At 75.3% G+C, this 17,470-nt stretch carries 14 protein-coding genes; 9 read left to right on the top strand and 5 right to left on the bottom strand.

Going from position 1 to position 17,470, the window contains the following annotated elements; genetic code table 11:
• Nucleotides 1-6 precede the first annotated feature (6 nt).
• Genes ACN261_RS26440 through ACN261_RS26425 form a run of 4 tightly spaced genes read left to right on the top strand, consistent with a single transcriptional unit; the run spans nt 7 to nt 4,011 of the window.
• Nucleotides 7-951, top strand: coding sequence for an ABC transporter permease (locus ACN261_RS26440; RefSeq protein ID WP_421482362.1), 945 nt, complete (start codon nt 7-9; stop codon nt 949-951).
• Nucleotides 948-1,898 (top strand): ABC transporter permease, encoded by a 951-nt coding sequence (locus tag ACN261_RS26435; RefSeq protein ID WP_421482360.1) that lies wholly within the window; start codon nt 948-950, stop codon nt 1,896-1,898. Before ACN261_RS26440 ends, ACN261_RS26435 begins: the two co-directional genes overlap by 4 nt.
• Nucleotides 1,895-2,977: an ABC transporter ATP-binding protein gene (locus ACN261_RS26430; protein ID WP_425852691.1), complete on the top strand. Its 1,083-nt coding sequence runs from the start codon at nt 1,895-1,897 to the stop codon at nt 2,975-2,977. The genes ACN261_RS26435 and ACN261_RS26430 overlap by 4 nt, the downstream gene beginning before the upstream one ends.
• A complete protein-coding gene (locus ACN261_RS26425; RefSeq protein ID WP_425852689.1) occupies nt 2,974-4,011 on the top strand; it encodes an ABC transporter ATP-binding protein in 1,038 nt (345 codons plus the stop codon). The genes ACN261_RS26430 and ACN261_RS26425 overlap by 4 nt, the downstream gene beginning before the upstream one ends.
• On the opposite strand, the gene ACN261_RS26420 is transcribed toward ACN261_RS26425, so the two are convergent.
• Nucleotides 3,991-6,453 carry an AAA family ATPase gene (locus tag ACN261_RS26420; RefSeq protein ID WP_425852687.1) on the bottom strand — a complete coding sequence of 821 codons (2,463 nt, stop codon included), beginning with the start codon at nt 6,451-6,453 and terminating at the stop codon, nt 3,991-3,993. The genes ACN261_RS26425 and ACN261_RS26420 overlap by 21 nt on opposite strands.
• Nucleotides 6,454-6,648: 195 nt before the next feature.
• Here ACN261_RS26420 and ACN261_RS26415 point away from each other — a divergent pair, with 195 nt between their 5' ends.
• From ACN261_RS26415 to ACN261_RS26395, 5 genes are all read left to right on the top strand, one after another.
• On the top strand, nt 6,649-9,642 hold the full coding sequence (locus ACN261_RS26415; RefSeq protein ID WP_421482355.1) for a helix-turn-helix transcriptional regulator: 2,994 nt from the start codon (nt 6,649-6,651) through the stop codon (nt 9,640-9,642).
• Nucleotides 9,643-9,758: 116 nt separating this feature from the next.
• Nucleotides 9,759-10,529: a DUF5995 family protein gene (locus ACN261_RS26410; protein WP_363653681.1), complete on the top strand. Its 771-nt coding sequence runs from the start codon at nt 9,759-9,761 to the stop codon at nt 10,527-10,529.
• A gap of 74 nt (nt 10,530-10,603) precedes the next feature.
• Nucleotides 10,604-11,353, top strand: coding sequence for a phosphotransferase (locus ACN261_RS26405; protein ID WP_425852685.1), 750 nt, complete (start codon nt 10,604-10,606; stop codon nt 11,351-11,353).
• 66 nt (nt 11,354-11,419) lie between these two features.
• Nucleotides 11,420-11,830 carry a hypothetical protein gene (locus ACN261_RS26400; RefSeq protein ID WP_421482353.1) on the top strand — a complete coding sequence of 137 codons (411 nt, stop codon included), beginning with the start codon at nt 11,420-11,422 and terminating at the stop codon, nt 11,828-11,830.
• Nucleotides 11,831-11,929: 99 nt separating this feature from the next.
• Complete coding sequence (locus ACN261_RS26395; protein WP_425852682.1) at nt 11,930-14,038, top strand: amino acid transporter; 2,109 nt, start codon at nt 11,930-11,932, stop codon at nt 14,036-14,038.
• A gap of 288 nt (nt 14,039-14,326) precedes the next feature.
• Here ACN261_RS26395 and ACN261_RS26390 read toward each other — a convergent pair whose 3' ends face one another.
• From ACN261_RS26390 to ACN261_RS26375, 4 genes are all read right to left on the bottom strand, one after another.
• On the bottom strand, nt 14,327-14,533 hold the full coding sequence (locus ACN261_RS26390; protein WP_145919792.1) for a hypothetical protein: 207 nt from the start codon (nt 14,531-14,533) through the stop codon (nt 14,327-14,329).
• Nucleotides 14,534-14,727: 194 nt separating this feature from the next.
• Nucleotides 14,728-16,011 carry a hypothetical protein gene (locus ACN261_RS26385; RefSeq protein WP_421482350.1) on the bottom strand — a complete coding sequence of 428 codons (1,284 nt, stop codon included), beginning with the start codon at nt 16,009-16,011 and terminating at the stop codon, nt 14,728-14,730.
• Nucleotides 16,012-16,210: 199 nt separating this feature from the next.
• Nucleotides 16,211-16,558 (bottom strand): TcmI family type II polyketide cyclase, encoded by a 348-nt coding sequence (locus tag ACN261_RS26380; protein ID WP_421482349.1) that lies wholly within the window; start codon nt 16,556-16,558, stop codon nt 16,211-16,213.
• Nucleotides 16,555-17,439 carry an AfsR/SARP family transcriptional regulator gene (locus ACN261_RS26375; RefSeq protein ID WP_421482347.1) on the bottom strand — a complete coding sequence of 295 codons (885 nt, stop codon included), beginning with the start codon at nt 17,437-17,439 and terminating at the stop codon, nt 16,555-16,557. The genes ACN261_RS26380 and ACN261_RS26375 overlap by 4 nt, the downstream gene beginning before the upstream one ends.
• Nucleotides 17,440-17,470 lie beyond the last annotated feature (31 nt).

Below are 17,470 nucleotides of genomic sequence, written 5' to 3'. Positions count from 1 at the left end.
GGCGAGGTGGGACGCTTCGTCCTGCGGCGGCTGCTCCAGTCGGTCGTCGTCCTGCTCGGGGTGACCCTGGTGGTCTTCCTGCTGCTGCAACTGGTCCCCGGCGACCCGGTGCGGGTCTCCCTGGGCACCCGCTTCGACCAGCAGACCTACGACGCGCTACGGGAACGCTCCGGGCTGGACCGCCCGCTGGTGGTGCAGTACCTCAGCTACGTCGGCAACGCGCTCACCGGTGACCTCGGGGTGAGCTTCCGCAGCGGCCAGCCGGTCACCACGATCGTGTTGCAACGGCTGCCCGCGACCCTGTCCCTGGCGGTGACCGCCGTGCTGCTCGCCCTGCTCGTCGCCTTCCCGCTCGGGGTGCTCTCCGCGGTGCGCAGCGGTTCGTTCGTCGACCACGCCGCCCGGGTGTTCAGCCAGTTCGGCGTGTCCGTCCCCGACTTCTGGACGGGCATCATGGGCATCCTGCTCTTCGCCGGGGTGCTCGGCTGGCTGCCCCCGTCGGGGTACGTGGCGCTCACCGACGACCCGGTGGGCTGGGCCTCGCACGTCGCGTTGCCCGCCGCCGCCGTCGGCCTGGTCACCGCCTCCATCCTCACCCGGTTCATCCGTTCCTCGGTGCTGGAGGTGCTCGCCGAGGACTACGTCCGCACCGCCGAGGCCAAGGGGCTGCGCCCCCGGGTGGTGGTCGTGCGGCACGTGCTGCGCAACGCGCTGATCCCGGTGGTCACCGTGGTCGGGGTGCAGTTGGCCAGCCTCGTCGGTGGGGTGATCGTGATCGAGGTGCTGTTCGCCTGGCCGGGCGTCGGCCGGCTCACCTACGACGCCGTCCAGGCCCGGGACTACCCGGTGCTGCAGGGCGCGGTGCTCTTCGTGGCCACCCTGTTCCTGCTGACGAACCTGCTGGTGGACGTCCTCTACGCCCGCCTCGACCCGAGGATCACGCTGCGATGAGCGCCGGGGACCGGGCGACGCCCCCCGCCGCTCCGCCGGTCGACCCGGTCGACGACCGTCCGTCGGTGGCGGCCGTCGAGCCGGGCACCCTGCGCCGTGTGCTGACCGCGCTGTGGCATGACCCGCCGGCCGTCGCCGGCACGGTGGTGCTGCTGGTCCTGCTGGTCGTCGGGCTGGCCGGGCAGTGGCTCGCGCCGGCCGGGACCAACGACGTGGACGTCGAGGAGATGCTGCGCCCGCCCAGCGGCGCGCATCCGTTCGGCACCGACGAGCTGGGCCGTGACGTGCTCAGCCGGGTGCTGGTGGCGGCCCGGGTGTCGTTGCAGGTGGGCCTGGTCAGCGTCGGCATCGCCCTGGCCGTCGGGGTCACCGTCGGCCTGCTCGCCGGCTGGTACGGCGGTTGGACGGACAACGTCCTGATGCGCGGCATGGACGTGCTGTTCGCGTTCCCGGTGCTGCTGCTCGCCGTGGCGATCGTCGCGGTCCTCGGTCCGGGACTGGTCACCGCGATGACCGCCATCGGGGTGGTCTACACCCCGATCTTCGCGCGGGTGACCCGGGCCGGCGTGCTCGCCGTACGGGAGCAGGTGTTCGTCCGGGCCGCCGTCTCCATCGGCACCTCCGACCTGCGTATCCTGCGCCGGCACGTGCTGCCCAACATCGCCGCCCCGCTGATCGTGCAGACCTCGCTGTCGTTGGCCTTCGCGATCCTGTCCGAGGCGGCGCTGTCCTTCCTCGGGCTGGGTGTGCAGCCCCCCGCGCCGGCCTGGGGCCGGATGCTCTACGACGGGCGCGGTTTCGTCACCGACGCCTGGTGGCTGGGGTTCTTCCCCGGCGCGGCGATCTTCCTGACCGTGCTCGCGTTCAACCTGGTGGGTGACGCCCTGCGCGACGTGCTCGACCCCCGTCAGCTCACCGTCAGCGAAGCCCGCAGGAGCATCCGATGAGCGGGCCCGCCGTACCGTCGCCCCGGGTCGGCGGGGACGCGCCGGTGCTGGAGATCAGCGACCTGACGGTCACGCTGGGCACCCGCAACGGCCCGGCCCGCGCGGTCGCGGGCGTCGACTGGTCGGTGGCTCCCGGCGAGACCCTCGCCCTGGTCGGGGAGTCCGGCAGCGGCAAGAGCATGACGGTGCTCGCCGCCACCGGGCTGGCCCCGCGCTTCGCCACCGTCACCGGCCGGGTCCGGCTGCTCGGCCGGGAGCTGACCGGCATGTCGGAGCCGGACCGCCGCCGGTGGCGGGGCCGGCACGTCGGCTTCGTCTTCCAGGACCCGATGACCGCCCTCAATCCGGTGCTGACCGTCGGCCGGCAGGTCGCCGAGGCGTGCGAGGAACACCTCGGGATGAGTCGACGGCAGGCCCGCTCGCGCGCCGTCGAGCTGCTCGACCTGGTCGGGATCCCGGCACCCGGGCGTCGGGTGGACGCCCACCCGCACGAGTTCTCCGGCGGGATGCGGCAACGGGTCGTCATCGCGATGGCCCTGGCCTGCGAACCGGCCCTGCTCATCGCCGACGAGCCGACCACCGCGCTGGACGTCACCACCCAGGCGCAGATCGTCGACCTCGTCGCCGACCTGCGCCGCCGGCTCGGCACCGCGGTCGTCTGGATCACCCACGACCTTCCGGTGGTGGCCGGGATCGCCGACACCGTCGCGGTGATGTACGGGGGCCGGATCGTCGAGCAGGGCCCGGTCGACGCGGTCTTCGTCACCCCGGGGCACCCGTACACCCGGGCCCTGCTGGCGGCCCGGCCCCGGCCCGGCGCGGCGGGGGAGGACCTGGCCGCGATCCCCGGCGCGCCGCCCAGCCCGCTCGACCTGCCGCCCGGGTGCGCGTTCTGGCCCCGCTGCCCGGTGCGCGGGGACGCCCGCTGCGCCCACGAGCTGCCGCCGCTGGTCCCGATCGCCCCCGCCCACCGGGTCCGCACCTTCTGTCCCGCCCCCACCGCCGAGGCCCGGGACGGCGCGGCCGGGACCCGATCCACCGCCGACGACCCGGGCCAGCCCACCCCGGAGGACCGATGAGTACGGGAACGATCGCCGAACTCGACGACCTCACCGTCTGGTTCCCCAGCCCCGGTGGCCCACCGGTGCGGGCGGTGGACGGGGTGTCGCTCACCGTACGGTCGGGCGAGACGCTGGGCCTGGTGGGGGAGTCCGGCAGCGGCAAGTCCACCACCGGCCTGGCGCTGCTGCGGCTGGTGGCCCCGACCGGCGGCCGGGTCGTCGTCGGCGGGCAGGACGTCACCGGCTGGTCGCGTCGCCGCCTGCGCGGGCTGCGCCGCCGGGTGGCCATGGTGTTCCAGGACCCGCAGGCGTCGCTGGACCCGCGCCGCACCGTCGGCGCGAGCATCGCCGAACCGCTCGTCGTGCACCGGCTGGCCCGCTCGGCCGACGCCCGCCGGCACCGGGTCGCCGAACTGCTCGACCTGGTGGGCCTGCGGCCGGAGACGGCCGGCCGGCACCCGCACGAGCTGTCCGGCGGCCAACGCCAGCGGGTCGGCATCGCCCGCGCGTTGGCCGGGGAACCCGACCTGATCGTCCTCGACGAACCGATCGCGTCGCTCGACCTGAGCGTGCAGGCACAGATCATGAACCTGCTGCGACGGCTGCAACGCGACCTCGGACTCACCTACCTGTTCATCGCGCACGACCTGGCCGCGGTGGAGCATCTCAGCGACCGGATCGCGGTGATGTACCTGGGCCGGATCGTGGAGACCGGCACCCCGGCGCAGCTCTGGCGGGAACCGGCGCACCCCTACACGGCGGCGCTGCTGTCGGCGGTTCCGGTGGCCGACCCCCGGGTGGAACGGCACCGGCGGCGGATCATCCTCACCGGTGACGTGCCCAGCCCGACCGGTCCGCCGAGCGGCTGCCGGTTCCGTACCCGCTGCCCCCAGGCCCGTCCCGCCTGCGCCGAGACCGATCCGCCGCCGGTCGAGGTGGGTCCCGGCCACCGGGCCGCGTGCCTGTTCGCCGGGGAGGCGGTACGCGCCATGCGCGCCGACCCGCCCACCCCGGTCACCGACGGCGACGGGTCAGGCGGCGCGCGCCGGTAACGGTACGGCGGGACGCGGCAACCCCTCCCCGCGTCGTCGCCGGCCGGTCACCGGCCCGTGAGCAGCGGCGACACCGGACGGTCGGGCCGGCAGCGGCACGACGACGGCCAGTCGCCGGCCGGCCCCGCCCGGCCGGTCCGGCAGCGCCGCCGGACGTCCGGTCACGGCCGCCGCCCACCCGGGCCGCCCGCCGTTGTCGCCGGACTCCCGGCCCGGCTCGGGGCGCCGGGCGACCCCGGGCAGGGCCGTCGGCTGCCGGAATCCCCGGTCGGGTACCCCGTCACCCGTGGGCAGGCTGCGCAGGAGGTGCCCGCCCACCCCGGCGGCGACAGCAGCCGCCCGACCCGCCCCGGGCCACTGACCGGCGGACCCCACGCGGTGCGTCCCCGCCCGCTGACCGGGCCCGGCGTGGTGGGCCCCGCCGACCCGACCGGCGGACCCGACGCGGTGGACCGGTTCCGCCGCACGGGCGACCCCGGTGTGCCGGCCCGGGGCGGCCCGGTGCCCGGGTGCCACCCGCCCCGGGTCCCCGGCCCGGCGGGGCACCCCGACCGGGCGACGGACCCTGGCCCGTCCGGTCCCGCCGGCCTGCCGGACGGCCCCGGCCCGCGCGGCGGCCACCCCGGCCTGCGCGGCCACCCCGGCCTGTTCAGTAGTCCCGGCCTGCTCGGTACCCCCGGTCAGACCGGCGGATGCGGCCCGGCGGGCGAAGTCGGCGCGGACCGGGCGGGGCAGCCGGTCGGACGCGCAGCGGCGCAGGGCCGGGTCGGCCAACACCAGACCACCCCGGGTCGACGGCTGCAGGAGGCCGGCGTCGGTGAGCCGGCGCAGCGCCCCGGCGACCCGCTCCGGGGCCCAGTCGAGCAGCACCGCCACGGCCGGGGCGGTGACCGGGACGTCGAGCGTCGCGGCGGCCATCAGCACCGCCCGGTGTACGCCGTCGCACCGGTCCAGCCGGGCGGCGGCGCGGCGGCGCAGCGCCTCGGGCAGTGCCGGCTCCGCCCCGGCGTCGGCGGCGGGACCACCGTCCGTGCCGTGGCGGGGCATCGCCTCGACGTAGGCGGTGGCGTGGCCGGGCCGGCCGGCGACCAGCGGCAGCAGCCGGGTGGCTGCCCCGACCGGCTGGCCGGATCGGGCGAGCAGCCGGCGCAGCAACCGGCCGGTGTGGAGGGTGCCCAGCGGGGCCAGTTCGACCAGGTGCCGGCCGGCGGGCGCGGGCAGCGGGTCCGCCCGGTCCGGCCGGTGGGTGGCCAGCACCGCCAGCGGCAGGCCCCGGTCGGTCGCGGCGGCGAACAGCGCGTGCAGGAACCGTCCCAGCTCCGGGGCCGCCCGGTCCAGGTCGTCCACGCCGACCACCACCGGCCGGCGGGCGGCCAGGGCGAGCAGGACCCGGCGTACCGCCGCCGCACCGGCGACCGCCGACCGGTCCGGGGCGTCCAGCAGCGCGGCGAGCGCCGCCACGGTCGGCCCGACCTGGCCCGCCGGGACCAGCCCGTCGACCAGGGCGGCCAGCCGGGGGCGGACCGCGTCCGTCGGGCCGCCGTCGGGCAGCCCCGCCAGGTCCCGCAGCAGCTGCGCGACCGGCCCGAACACCTGCTCCGGGTACGGCGGGCAGTGCGCCACCACCCAGCGCACCGCCCGGCCGTCGACCTCGGGCAGCCGGTGGCGCAGCTCGGCCAGTACCCGGCTGCGGCCGATCCCGTCCGGGCCGGTGAGGGCCACCCACCGTGGACGATGCTCCCGGACCGCCCCGGTGAGCTGGTCCAGGGCGGTGGCGACCTCCCGGCGTCGACCGATCAGCGGGCCGTCGTGGCGGGCCGGCCGGTGGTGGGTCGGGCGGGTGACCCGCCAGACGTCGACAGGCAGCGCCTTGCCGGTGAGGCTGGCCGGGGCGAGGGCGTGCTGGTCGACCAGGCCGGCGGTGGCCCGGTGGGTGGCCGCGCAGACGACCACGCCGCCCGCCGGGGCGTACTCCTGGATGCGGGCGGCGGTGGTGAGGACCGCACCGGAGGCCATGCCGTGCCCGCCGTCACGGGCGGCGGCCAGGTCGACCACGGCCTCGCCGGTGGCGACACCCACCCGGACCCGCAGCGTCACCCCGCCGGGCAACGTCCGCCGGTCCAGCGCGGCCTGGATCTCCAGGGCCGCCCGCACCGCCCGGTAGCCGTCCAACCCGTCGGAGGTACGCGCCCCGAACAGCGCCATCACCGCGTCGCCGACGTACTTCTCCACCGTGCCCTGCCAGCGGCGCAGCACCCCGGCGACGGTGTCGAAGTAGGCGAACTGCACCGCCCGGACATCCTCCGGGTCGAGCCGTTCGGTCACCGCGGTCGACCCGACGATGTCGGCGAAGAGCACGGTCAGCGTGCGTCGTTCCTGCGGCACCGGCCAGGGCGTCGTGGTGGCGTCTTCCCGACCGGTACCGACCGTGGACAGTGGCATCCCACCCACCCCTCTCCCGCGCGGTGCTGCTGTTGTCGACGACGATCGGAGACTGTCACCACCGGGCTGACGGGGGATCTGCCGAACGACGTATGTCGGTCGGTCGCCACCTTTAGTCGCAATATCGACGCGAGAGGTACCAATGCCGGATCCAGCCCGTAGAACGGTGCGGGGACCTGTGACTAGGCTGCGGACATGGCCAGCGATGTGGACACCGCACCGCTCGTCGGCCGCGCCGACCAGCTGGCGGTGCTGCGCGCCGCGCTCCACGACGGGGTCGGCCCCGGGCAGACCGCCGCCGTCTTCGTCACCGGTGAGAGCGGGGTGGGCAAGACCCGGTTGCTCACCGAGGCCGCGGCGCGGCTGCGGGACGCGGGAGCGGTGGTGCTCACCGGCTCCTGCCTGGACATCGGCGACGCCTCTCCGCTGCATCCGGTGCTCCAGGCGTTACGCCGCTTCGACGCCGACCTCACCGCCGGCCAGGCCCGCACCTCCTCGGCGGTGCGTGGTCTGCTGCGGACGTTCGCCGAGGACAGCGGCGGCGCGGACAGCGCCGGGGCGCTGCTGGAACGGGTCTCCCGGGGGCTGAGCCTGATCGCCGAGGGGCGGCCGCTGGTGCTCGTCCTCGACGACCTGCAGTGGGTGGACCGGACCACCCGGCAACTCCTGCTCTATCTGCTCGCCGGCCTGGGCGACCTGCAACTGTCGGTGCTGGCGGCGGTCCGGGCCGAGTCGTTGCAGGGGGCCCACCCGCTGCGCCGGGTGCTCACCGAGCTGCGTCGGCTGCGGTCGGTGCGGGTGCTCGACCTGGGTCCCCTCGACCGCGCCGGCACCGACCTGCTGGCCGCCGAGATCGTCGGCGCGCCGCTCGCGCCGGAGGCCGCCGACCAGGTCTGGCAGCGCAGCGGCGGGAACCCGTTCGTGGTCGAGGAACTGGCCCGTGACCTGCGCGACGGCCGCGACGGGCTGTCCGACACGCTGCGCGAGATCTTCCTGTCCCGGGTGGACGCGCTGCCCCGGCACGCGCACGCCGCGGTGCACGCGGTGGCGGCGGGCGTCGAACCGGTCGAGCACTGGCTGCTGGCCGAGGTGCTCGGCCTGCCCGAGGCGGAACTCATCGACGCGTTGCGGGAGGCGGTCGCCCACCGGTTGCTCGTCGGCGCGGACGACGGCTACCGGCTGCGGCACCGGCTGGTCGCCGAGGTGCTCGCCCACGAGCTGCTGCCGGCGGAACGCGCCGGCCTGCACCGCCGCTACGCCGAGGCGCTCACCCGGGTCCCGGCGGAGCTGCACCAGGCCCGGTTGGCCCACCACTGGCGGCTGGCCGGGGAGCCCGGCCGGGCCCTGCCGGCGGCGATGGCCGCCGCCCGGGAGGCCGAACGGCTGCACGGTTTCGCCGAGGCGCACCGGCACTGGACGGCGGCGTTGCAGTTGGCCGCGACGCCGGTCACCGGGCCGGTGGACGCCCCACCCGAGGTGGACCGGGCGGTGCTGCTGGGGCGGGCCGCCGAGGCCGCCCACAAGAGCGGCGAGCACGCCCGCGCTTTGTCCCTGCTGGCCGAACTGACCGGGGGCGAGCCGCTCGACCCGTCCTGCGCGGTGCGCATCCAACGGGCCCGCTACCTGGCCGCCGCCGGTCGGTCCGCCCCCGCCGAGGCGGAGTACCGCAGCGTGCTGGAGGCCGCCGAGTGCACCGCCCGGGAACGGGCCAACGCCGCCGCCCGGCTGGCCGAGCTGCTGCTGCACCTGGGCCGGTACGCCGACGCCGGGCGACGCGCGCGGGAGGCCCTGGAACTGGCCGCGTCGGTCGACGGCAGCACCACGGAGGTGGTGCTGGCCAGCTCCGCGCTCGGCTTCAGCGAGGCGTTCCTGGAGGACCCGGACGCCGGGTTGGCCGTGGTGCGCCGGGCCCTGGAGACCGCCGAACGCTCCGGCGGCCCGGAGGACGTGGCCTGCGCGTACCTGCACCTGGCGGAGCTGCTGACCGGGCCGCTGAACATCCTGGAGGAGGGGGTGGTGGTGGCCCGCCGGGGTGCCGAGCGGGTCGCCGAGCTGGGCCTGGGCCGCACCTACGAGACCCGGTTGCTGGCGATCGCCACCAACGGGCTGTTCCGGGTCGGCCAGTGGGCGGAGGCGGAGAAGGTCGTCGCGGCGGCGCTGCGGCACCGCCCGTCCGGCGCCGACGCGGTCGAGTTGCTGCTGGCCCGCTGCCGGCTCTCCGTCGGGTACGGCGACGTCGAGGCCTCCGACCGGGACCTGGAGGCGGTGGCGACGATGCTCGCCGGCGGTGGCGCGCCCCGGCACGTCCTGCCGATGCTGATCCTGCGGGCCGGGCTGGCGATGTGGCAGGGCCGGCACGACGTGGCCCGGCAGGCCGTGCAGCGGGGCCTGACCGAGAGCCGCTCCGACGACGTGGTGCTGCTGGGCGCGCTGGCCTGGCACGGGTTGCGCGCGGAGGCGGAGGCGCACGCGAGCCGTACCGTGGCGGTCGACGAGACGGCCGTCCGCCGGCTGCGCGACGCGGTCGACCGGGTGGCGGCCAAGAGCGCGACGGCCGCCGGGCCGGTGCGGGTCAACGCCGACGGTTTCCTGGCGTTGTGCACGGCCGAGCTGAGCCGTCTCGACGGCCGGGGCGACCCGGACGCCTGGGCCCGGTCGGTGGCCGAGTGGGACAAGCGGAACCACCCCTACCCGGCCGCCTACTCCCGCCTGCGGCAGGCCGAGGCGTTGCTGGCCCGGCGCAGCCGCAGCAGCACGGCGACCAGCCTGCTGCGGCAGGCGCACGAGATGGCGTCGAGCCTGGGTGCGGTGCCGCTGACCAGCGAGATCCGGACGCTGGCCGGTCGGGCACGGGTGGAGCTGACCGGTCGGGCCCAGCCCGGCGCGGGGCGGGTCCCGGCGGCCCGCACGGGCGGTTCCCGGTCGTCGGGCACGGGTCGTGGCCGCGTCGTCGCGGCGGCGGAGACCGCCGCCACCCCGCCGGGGGCCGACGAGTTGGCCCTGCTGACCGCGCGGGAACGGGAGGTGCTCGCGGCGGTCGCCGAGGGGCTGACCAACAAGGAGATCGGTCAGCGGCTGTTCATCAGCGAACGCACCATCGGCGTGCACGTGTCGCACATCTTCGACAAGCTCCAGGTGCGGACCAGGGTCCAGGCCAGCGCCATCCACCTGCGTAACCGGGGCGAGTGAGCGTAGGTCCGGCGCGGGCGAATACGTCGTTCTACTGATCCCCGCCGCGGCCGGCGCTGACAGGCTGTGCATCGGAAACGACGGCGCGGCGCTGCCCCGACCACTGTGGAGGAGACATGACGGAACCGGTCTGGGGGCCCGTCCACGCGGACATCGTCGATCTCCTCGCCGACCATCCGGAGGACGTCCCGGCGGTGGTCGATCACCTCACCAAGCTCCAGGACCTGCTGGTGCGGCTGCCGCCGCTGGAGCAGAGCTGCCCGCTCGCCGACTTCAACCGGCTCTACCTGACCATCACCAGCCGGGTGCTGGAGGGGCTCTACGACGACTACTTCGCCGACCCGGTGTTCCTGTCCCGGCTGGACGTGGAGTTCGCCGCCCGCTACTTCGACGCGATGCGGTTGTGGACCGAGTCCAGCCCGACCACCCCGCGCGCCTGGTCGTGCCTGTTCAAGCGGATGCGCGGGCCGGACGCCCGGCCGTTGCCGTCGGCGGCGGCGGGGGTGAACGCGCACATCAACTTCGACCTGCCGTTCGCCCTGGTGACCACGTTCGACCACCTGGAGTCCGAGCCGGTGGACGGCACCGAACAGCACCGCGACTACCTCAAGATCAACGATATCTTCGCCGACAAGATCCCGACGCTGCGGCGGGGTTACCTGGAGCGGTGGCAACTGCTCCTGGACATGCTCAACGGCGACATCGACGACTGGTACCAGGGCGAACTGGTCGAGTACACCAGGGACGTGGCCTGGCGCAACGCGCAGAAGATCTGGCGTTGCCGGCACGACCCGCAGGCCCGAGACTGCGAGCGCACCCGGCTGGACGACAATGCCGCGGCGCTCGGCCGGCTGCTGCTGTCACCGCTGGGGGCGTTCCTGCAGTAGCAGCCGGGACGGGGGGTCCCCGCGCCCCGGGAAACCGGGGCGCGGGGACGCGTCCGTTCCATCAGGATGACCGGATGAGTCCGATCGAGGAGCCGCTGCCCGGCAACGTCACCACCGGCGTGGTGCGGGTCGGTGACACCGTCCGCCGGCCGGTCGGCCCGTGGACCGACGCCGTCGACGCCCTGCTGACCCACCTGCACGCCGTCGGCTTCGACGGCGCGCCCCGGCCGCTGGGCCGCGACGGGCAGGGCCGGCAGGTGCTGGAGTACGTGCCCGGGGAACTGGGCCACCCCTCGGGCCTGTACCCGACCGCGGAGCTGCCCTCGATCGGCCGGCTGCTGGCCGACCTGCACCGCGCCACCGCCGACTTCGTGCCACCCGAGGCGGCCCACTGGCAGGTGCCGATCCGCCCCGACGGCACGGACCTGATCTGCCACCACGACCCGGCGCCGTGGAACCTGGTCCGGGCCCCGCGCGGCTGGGTGCTGATCGACTGGGACGGCGCGGGCCCCGGCACCCGCCGCTGGGAGGTGGCGTACGCCGCGCAGGCCATGGCCGGGATGCGCCCCGACCGGCCGGTGCCCGAGTCGGCCCGCCGGCTGCGCGCCCTGGTAGACGGGTACGACCTGCCGGCGGCGCACCGTCCCGCGCTCGCCGCGACCCTGGGCCCCCGGGCGCGGGCGATGTACGACCTGCTGCGCGACGGCGCCCGGCGCGGCATCCAGCCCTGGGCCCGCATCCACGCCGAGGACGGCCCCTACTGGCGGGCCGTCGCCGAGCACCTGTCGGCCCACGTCGACGACTGGACCCGCGCCCTGGCGTGACCCCGCCGACGGGCGTGCACCCGGCCGAGGGGGTGTCGGACGGCCCGCCCGGGGTACCCGTCGGTCATGCCCGCACACCGGTTCGCGTTCCGCTTCGACCCGGCCTTCCGGGTGCCGTTGGCGCTGCTCGGCATCCGACCGCAGACCTGCGTCGTGCTGCTCGACGACGCGGAACTGGTGATCCGGTTCGGCCGGTGGCGGCTGCGGACCGGCCGGGCGAACGTGGTCGACGCCCAGCGCGGCGGCCCGTACCGCTGGTGGCGGGCCGTCGGGCCGCACCTGTCCCTGGCCGACCGGGGGGTCACCTTCGGCACCGGCACCACGGCCGGGGTGTGCCTGCGGTTCGGTACGCCGGTGCCGGGGCTGGCCCCCGGCCGGTGGCTGCGCCACCCGGCGGCCACCGTGACGGTGACCGACCCGGACGCCCTGCTGGCGGCCCTGCGCCGCACCCCGGCCGACGACCACCGTTTCGGCTGACGCCCGGCTTGCGCTGACGCCCGGCTTCCCCTGTTCCGGCCGGCCGGACCGCCTCCAGCGCCTACCGTCGGGGACAGGGGACACGAGGGCGGTCGGCGGATGGCGGACGGGCGGGACGGGACCCGGGGGCGGCGGACCCGGGAACGACGGGGGAGCGCGCCGCCGCCGGGGCACGGGCGAAAGTTGCGCGAGGCCCGGGACGCCGGCCAGGGGGAGCGCACCCGACCCGGGCCGGTGGGCCTGCCAGAGTGCGTGAACAGTCACGCCCGGCCGGCCCGGCCCGCCGGTGCGCTGCGCCGGTGGCTGTTCGCGTACCGGGTGCAGCCGGTCGGCCCGGAGAGTGAGGAGGGCAGCCAGCGTCGGCACCCCTGGTGGCAGGTGATGTGCCTGACCGGCGTCGACTACTTCTCGACCCTGTCCTACCTGCCGGGCATCGCGGCGCTGGCCGCCGGGGCGCTCTCCCCGTTGGCCACCCTGCTGATCGTGGCGCTGACCCTGCTCGGGATGCTGCCGATGTACCGGCGGGTGGCCCGGGAGAGCCCGCACGGGCAGGGCTCGGTGGCGATGCTGGAGCGGCTGCTGCCGTTCTGGCGGGGCAAGATCTTCGTCCTGGTGCTGCTCGGTTTCGTCGCCACCTCGTGGATCATCACGATCACCCTCTCCGCCGCCGACGCCACGGTGCACCTGCTGGAGAACCCGTACCTGCCGTCGTCGGCGCCGCACGGCGACGGGCTGGCGGTGCTGGTGACGGTGGCGCTGCTGCTCGTCCTCGGCGGGGTGTTCCTGCTCGGGTTCAGCGAGGCGGTGCTGGTGGCCGTACCCCTGGTGGTGGTCTTCCTCGGTCTCAACGCGGTGATCGTGGCCGACGGCCTGGCCGGGATCGCCGCCGACCCGGGCGTCGTGCGGAACTGGACGGCGGCCCTGACCGCCGGGGGGTCCGGGGTGGGCGACCTGCTCGGCCCGGCGGTGCTGGCCTTCCCGCTGCTGGTCCTGGGCCTGTCCGGCTTCGAGACCGGGGTGAGCATGATGCCCCTGGTACGCGGGGCGGGCGAGGACCGCGAGCAGCGGCTGGCCGCGCGGATCCGCAACACCCGCCGACTGCTCACCGCCGCCGCGCTGATCATGTCGGTGTACCTGCTGACCACCGCCTTCGTCACCACCGTGCTGATCCCGCCCCGGGAGTTCCAGCCCGGCGGGGCGGCGAACGGCCGGGCGTTGGCCTGGCTGGCCCACGCCCGGCTGGGGGAGGGGTTCGGCACGCTCTACGACGTCAGCAGCGTGCTGATCCTCTGGTTCGCCGGGGCGTCGGCGATGGCCGGCCTGATCAACATCGTGCCGCGCTACCTGCCGTCGTACGGGATGGCGCCGGAGTGGGGCCGGGCGGTCCGGCCGGTGGTGCTGGTCTACACCCTGATCAGCATCGTCATCACCGTCGCCTTCCGGGCCGACGTCAACGCCCAGGCCGGCGCGTACGCCACCGGCATCCTGGCGATGATGGTCTCCGGCGCGGTGGCGGTGACCATCGCGACCGTCCGGGCCCGGCACCGGTTCGCCGCGTCCGGCTTCGCGGTGCTCACCGCCGTGCTGCTGTACGCGCTGGTCGAGAACGTCATCGAGAAGCCTGACGGGCTCGCCATCTCCGGCATGTTCATCGCCGGCATCGTGGCGGTGTCGCTGGTCTCCCGGATCACCCGGACCACCGAGCTGCGCACCGAACGGATCGAGTTCGACGGGCCGGCCCGCCGGTTCGTCACCGAGTCGCTGGCCCACGACGGCCGGCTGCACCTGATCGCCAACAAACGCGACACCGGCGCGCTCAAGGAGTACCGGGTCAAGGAACGGGCGCAGCGGAGCATGAATCCGGTGCCGGGCGCGTCCGACGTGCTCTTCCTGGAGATCGACGTGGTGGACCCGTCGGAGTTCAGCCAGGTGCTGTGGGTGCACGGGGTCGAGGTGGGCGGCTTCCGGGTGCTGCGGGCCAGCAGCCCGGCGGTGCCGAACGCGATCGCCGCCATCCTGTTGGCGCTGCGCGACGGCACGGGGGTCCGCCCGCACGCCCACTTCGAGTGGTCCGAGGGCAACCCCATCGCCCACCTGCTGCGCTACCTGATCCTCGGCCGGGGCGACACCCCACCCGTGGTCCGCGAGATCATCCGCAAGAGCGAACCCGACCCCTCCCGCCGCCCCGGCATCCACGTAGGCGCCTAACCCACCCCCCAACCCCTCCCACCCCCCTCCCCGCCCCTCCCGCCCCACCCCCGCTCTCCCGCGTGATCAAGAGGTTTGCGTCACCGGAGCGCGCATTTCTGACCACAACCTCTTGATCACCGCACGGCGACCGTCGATGGGTGGGCGGGGGGAGTGCTGCGGGGTGGGTTCCTAGGATGGTTGGGGAGTGTGGGGTGGTGGGCGCGTCGCGGAACGAGGTGGGTGATCTGGAGCGGACATGACGCGGCCCGCGCCCCGAGGGGTGGGCGCGGGCCGGGGAGATGCGGCTTACTTGGACGGCTCGGGGAGCTTGCAGTCGATCTTCGGGTTGGCGCCGATGTAGTTGAGCGGCCCGGCCACGATGGTCACCAGGATGGTGCCGGCCTCGGCACAGTTGGTGTCGTCGTTCCCGTAATAGCCGCGCTGACCAGCGGCGATGGCGCCGATGACCAGCCAGATGACGACGATGACTCCGAGGATCGACGAACCGCGCATGGGGGTGCCTCCCGGCTTGTGTGATGTTCGAGGTGACGCCCATGTACCCAACGGCCGGGACCGGGTAAACGGTATTCCGGAACGGTCAGCGCGATGATGCCCAATTCACCGACGGCCGGCCGCCGCGTACCCCGGACGACGGGGGCCGGCGGCCACGCCTCGCACGTGTCCACCGGCCCCGTCGGTTCCCCAGGTCAGTCCTGACTGTCGCCGCCGGTCGGCGTCGGCAGCACCCGCTCGGCCTCGGCGCCCGCACCGGCCAGCACCTGCGCCTGCTGCGGCCAGGTGGCCAGGCTCGCGGTGGCACGCAGCCCGGCGGCGCGGATCGTCTCCCGCAGGCTCGTCTCGTCCAGCGCGGCGAGCTGCCGGTAGCTGCGGATGCCGGCAGCCTGGAGCGCGGCGGCCATCTTCGGGCCGACCCCCTGGATACGCCGGAAGTCGTCCGCCGGCTCGTCCTGCGCCGCCGCGACCGCCGCGACCGGGGCACCCGCCGAATCCGGGACACCGTCCACGGCCGGGGTGCTGTCCGCGATCGCGGGGCTGTCGGCCTCGGGGGTGCGCTGTGCCGGGATCACCGGCCCGGCGGCGACCGGGGCGTCGTCCACGTCGGCCGTACGCGGGGCGGTGTCCTCGGGCGTCCCGGCCGGCTCCGGGTCCGCCGGGGTCGGTTCCGGCAGGTCGGCCGCCGCGCTGTCCGGGGCGTCCTCGGCGGTGGCCCGCGGCGCGGGGACCGGCGCGGTGGTCTCGTCGGTGACGCTGCTCGCGGGCGCGTCGTCCGGGGTGGTACGGCCGGTCAGGTCGACCGTGGTGGGCTCGTCCGCGAGGTCCGGCAGCGGGACGGTCCGGTCGGCGGCGACCGTGCTGGAGGTGCCGTTGACGGCGACGTCCTCGACGGCGGAACCGCCGGACCCGGAGGTAGCGGAGGAGCCGGCGGCGGACGCGGAGAAGGTGGCTGCCTCGGCGGCAGAGGACTCGGACGAGACAGTCGACTCGGCGGCGACCGAGGACTCGGCGAGGGCAGGGGATTCGGCGAGGGCAGGGGATTCGGCGGAGGCAGGGGACCCGGCGGCAGTGGACCCGGACGAGGCGGACGACTCGGAGAGGGTGGCGGAGTCGGCAGGGACCGTGGTGTCAGGGGCGGCCGTCAGGTCGGGGGCGGCGGAGGATCCGGCCGAGCCGGCAACAGCGGCCGACCCGGTGGTGGCCGGGGCGAGGTGGTCGGGGTCCGGCGCGACGTGCGGGGCGGGTTCGTCGACGACGGCGGCGGGTGCCGGGGAGTCGTCGACCGTGGCGGCCGGACGCGGGGCGTCGATCGTGGCGGCGGCCTTCTCCTCGGGGGTGAGCCCGACGACCGGGTCACCCTCCACGATGGGCGCGGCGGTGGTCGGCTTCTGCCGTCCCCACAGCGCCCAGCCTCCGGCCAGGCCCACCAGCAGGGCCAGGATCACGACGAGCCACTGCCCGACAGTCGACGGCACGGCTACCTCCCTATTGCGTATGTCGTTGAAGTCGCGAGGAAAACGCGAGAACCCGCCGCAGCTTTGCACACGCGAATGTCGGACGACAGGGAGGACCACACCTCGTTGCGCAGGTGGAATGCCCGGTGTCGGGCGGTATCGACGTCACGACAGGGTGTCGTCGTCGGACGCCGGTGACGGCCTGCGCCGCACCGGCGGTTCAGCGCAGCGGCTCCGGGCTGGGCGCGTCGGTGACGTCCCAGCTGTAGAAACAGCCGGCCGGCGCGTCCCGGGGCGACCGCCAGGTGGGCAGGTACGCCGACGTGTGGGCCGACAATCGTTCGTTGGTCCGCTGGTACAGCGGGTGCTGGCGGGCGGTGACCAGGGTGTCGACGTCCACCTCGGTGGTCTCCATCAGGTGTACGCACAGGTCGTGCAGGCGGTACAGGGAGCGGTGGCGCAGCCCGGTGAGTCCGGGTAGTTCGGTCGCGTCGGCTTCGGCGAAGATCTGGGCGACCCGCCCCTCCGCGCCGGGAATGATCCTGCTGACGATCACCAGACGGCTCATCGGACCCCTCTCGCCGGTGGCGCGCCCCGATCCGTCCAGGGCTCACGGTGGGTCCACCCTGGCGGTGGGGATGTCACCTGGTCGTCACGCCGTCCGGCCGGCTCGTGACGGCGGGCGGTCGGGGTGCGGCGGGTGGCCTGCCGGATCGGGGCGAGGGTCTCGTCGACCAGGGCGCACATCGCGGGGGAGGGTTCCAGACGCAGTTCCCGCATGAGCAGGTCCCGGTAGACGTAGAAGGCGTGCACCGCCTCGAACGCGTTGCCCTCGGCGAGGTGGATGCGTACCACCAGGCGGTGCGGGGTCTCCCGCAGCGGTTCGGCGGCCATCGCCTCCAGGGCGGCCTGTAACGCCTCGCCGTGCCGGCCCGCGTCGAGGTGGTCGACGGCGAGTTGTTCGAGCATGTGCAGCCGGAGTTGGCGTAGCCGTTCCCGGTCCAGCAGCACCCAGTCGTCGTACCAGCCGGGGAGCAGGTCGCGGCTGCCGGCGGCGAGCGCGTCGGCGGCGGCGCGCGGGTCGCCCCCGTCGCGGATGCGGGCGGCGGTGGCGACCAGGCCGTCCACGTCGAGCCGGACCGCCGGGTCGAGGCGGACGGTGTCCCCGCTGACCAGCAGCGGGCAGCAGGGGTCCTGGCGCAGCCGCCACAGGGCGGTCCGCAGGGACGACAGCGCCCGTTCCTCGGGCACCTCGGGCCAGAGCAGCCCGGCGAGGTTGCTGCGGGTGGCGCCGGGGCGCAGCCCGATCAGGGCGATGACGCGTTGCAGCCCCCGGGGGACCACCACGGGGGTGTCGCCGTGCAGCAGCCGGAACCCGCCGAGCAGGTGCAGACGTACCGGCGGGTCGGCCGGGACGTCGCTGGTCGGCGTGCTGGCATGACCGGTCACGGGCGCACCCCCCTGCACGGAAACCTGGGTC

It is taken from the genome of Micromonospora sp. WMMD723 (genome assembly GCF_049863385.1).
GTDB lineage: Bacteria > Actinomycetota > Actinomycetes > Mycobacteriales > Micromonosporaceae > Micromonospora > Micromonospora wenchangensis.
The sequence above is the reverse complement of the archived record's forward strand: the minus strand, read 5'-3'. Positions and strand labels throughout refer to the sequence as shown.

What these genes read in the sequence shown, in the direction of transcription:
- ACN261_RS26435 (WP_421482360.1), top strand. Translation starts at nt 948, where the DNA reads ATGAGCGCCGGGGACCGGGCGACGCCCCCCGCCGCTCCGCCGGTCGAC.
- ACN261_RS26430 (WP_425852691.1), top strand. Translation starts at nt 1,895, where the DNA reads ATGAGCGGGCCCGCCGTACCGTCGCCCCGGGTCGGCGGGGACGCGCCG.
- ACN261_RS26425 (WP_425852689.1), top strand. Translation starts at nt 2,974, where the DNA reads ATGAGTACGGGAACGATCGCCGAACTCGACGACCTCACCGTCTGGTTC.
- ACN261_RS26420 (WP_425852687.1), bottom strand. Translation starts at nt 6,453, where the DNA reads ATGCCACTGTCCACGGTCGGTACCGGTCGGGAAGACGCCACCACGACG.
- ACN261_RS26415 (WP_421482355.1), top strand. Translation starts at nt 6,649, where the DNA reads ATGGCCAGCGATGTGGACACCGCACCGCTCGTCGGCCGCGCCGACCAG.
- ACN261_RS26410 (WP_363653681.1), top strand. Translation starts at nt 9,759, where the DNA reads ATGACGGAACCGGTCTGGGGGCCCGTCCACGCGGACATCGTCGATCTC.
- ACN261_RS26405 (WP_425852685.1), top strand. Translation starts at nt 10,604, where the DNA reads ATGAGTCCGATCGAGGAGCCGCTGCCCGGCAACGTCACCACCGGCGTG.
- ACN261_RS26400 (WP_421482353.1), top strand. Translation starts at nt 11,420, where the DNA reads ATGCCCGCACACCGGTTCGCGTTCCGCTTCGACCCGGCCTTCCGGGTG.
- ACN261_RS26395 (WP_425852682.1), top strand. Translation starts at nt 11,930, where the DNA reads ATGGCGGACGGGCGGGACGGGACCCGGGGGCGGCGGACCCGGGAACGA.
- ACN261_RS26390 (WP_145919792.1), bottom strand. Translation starts at nt 14,533, where the DNA reads ATGCGCGGTTCGTCGATCCTCGGAGTCATCGTCGTCATCTGGCTGGTC.
- ACN261_RS26380 (WP_421482349.1), bottom strand. Translation starts at nt 16,558, where the DNA reads ATGAGCCGTCTGGTGATCGTCAGCAGGATCATTCCCGGCGCGGAGGGG.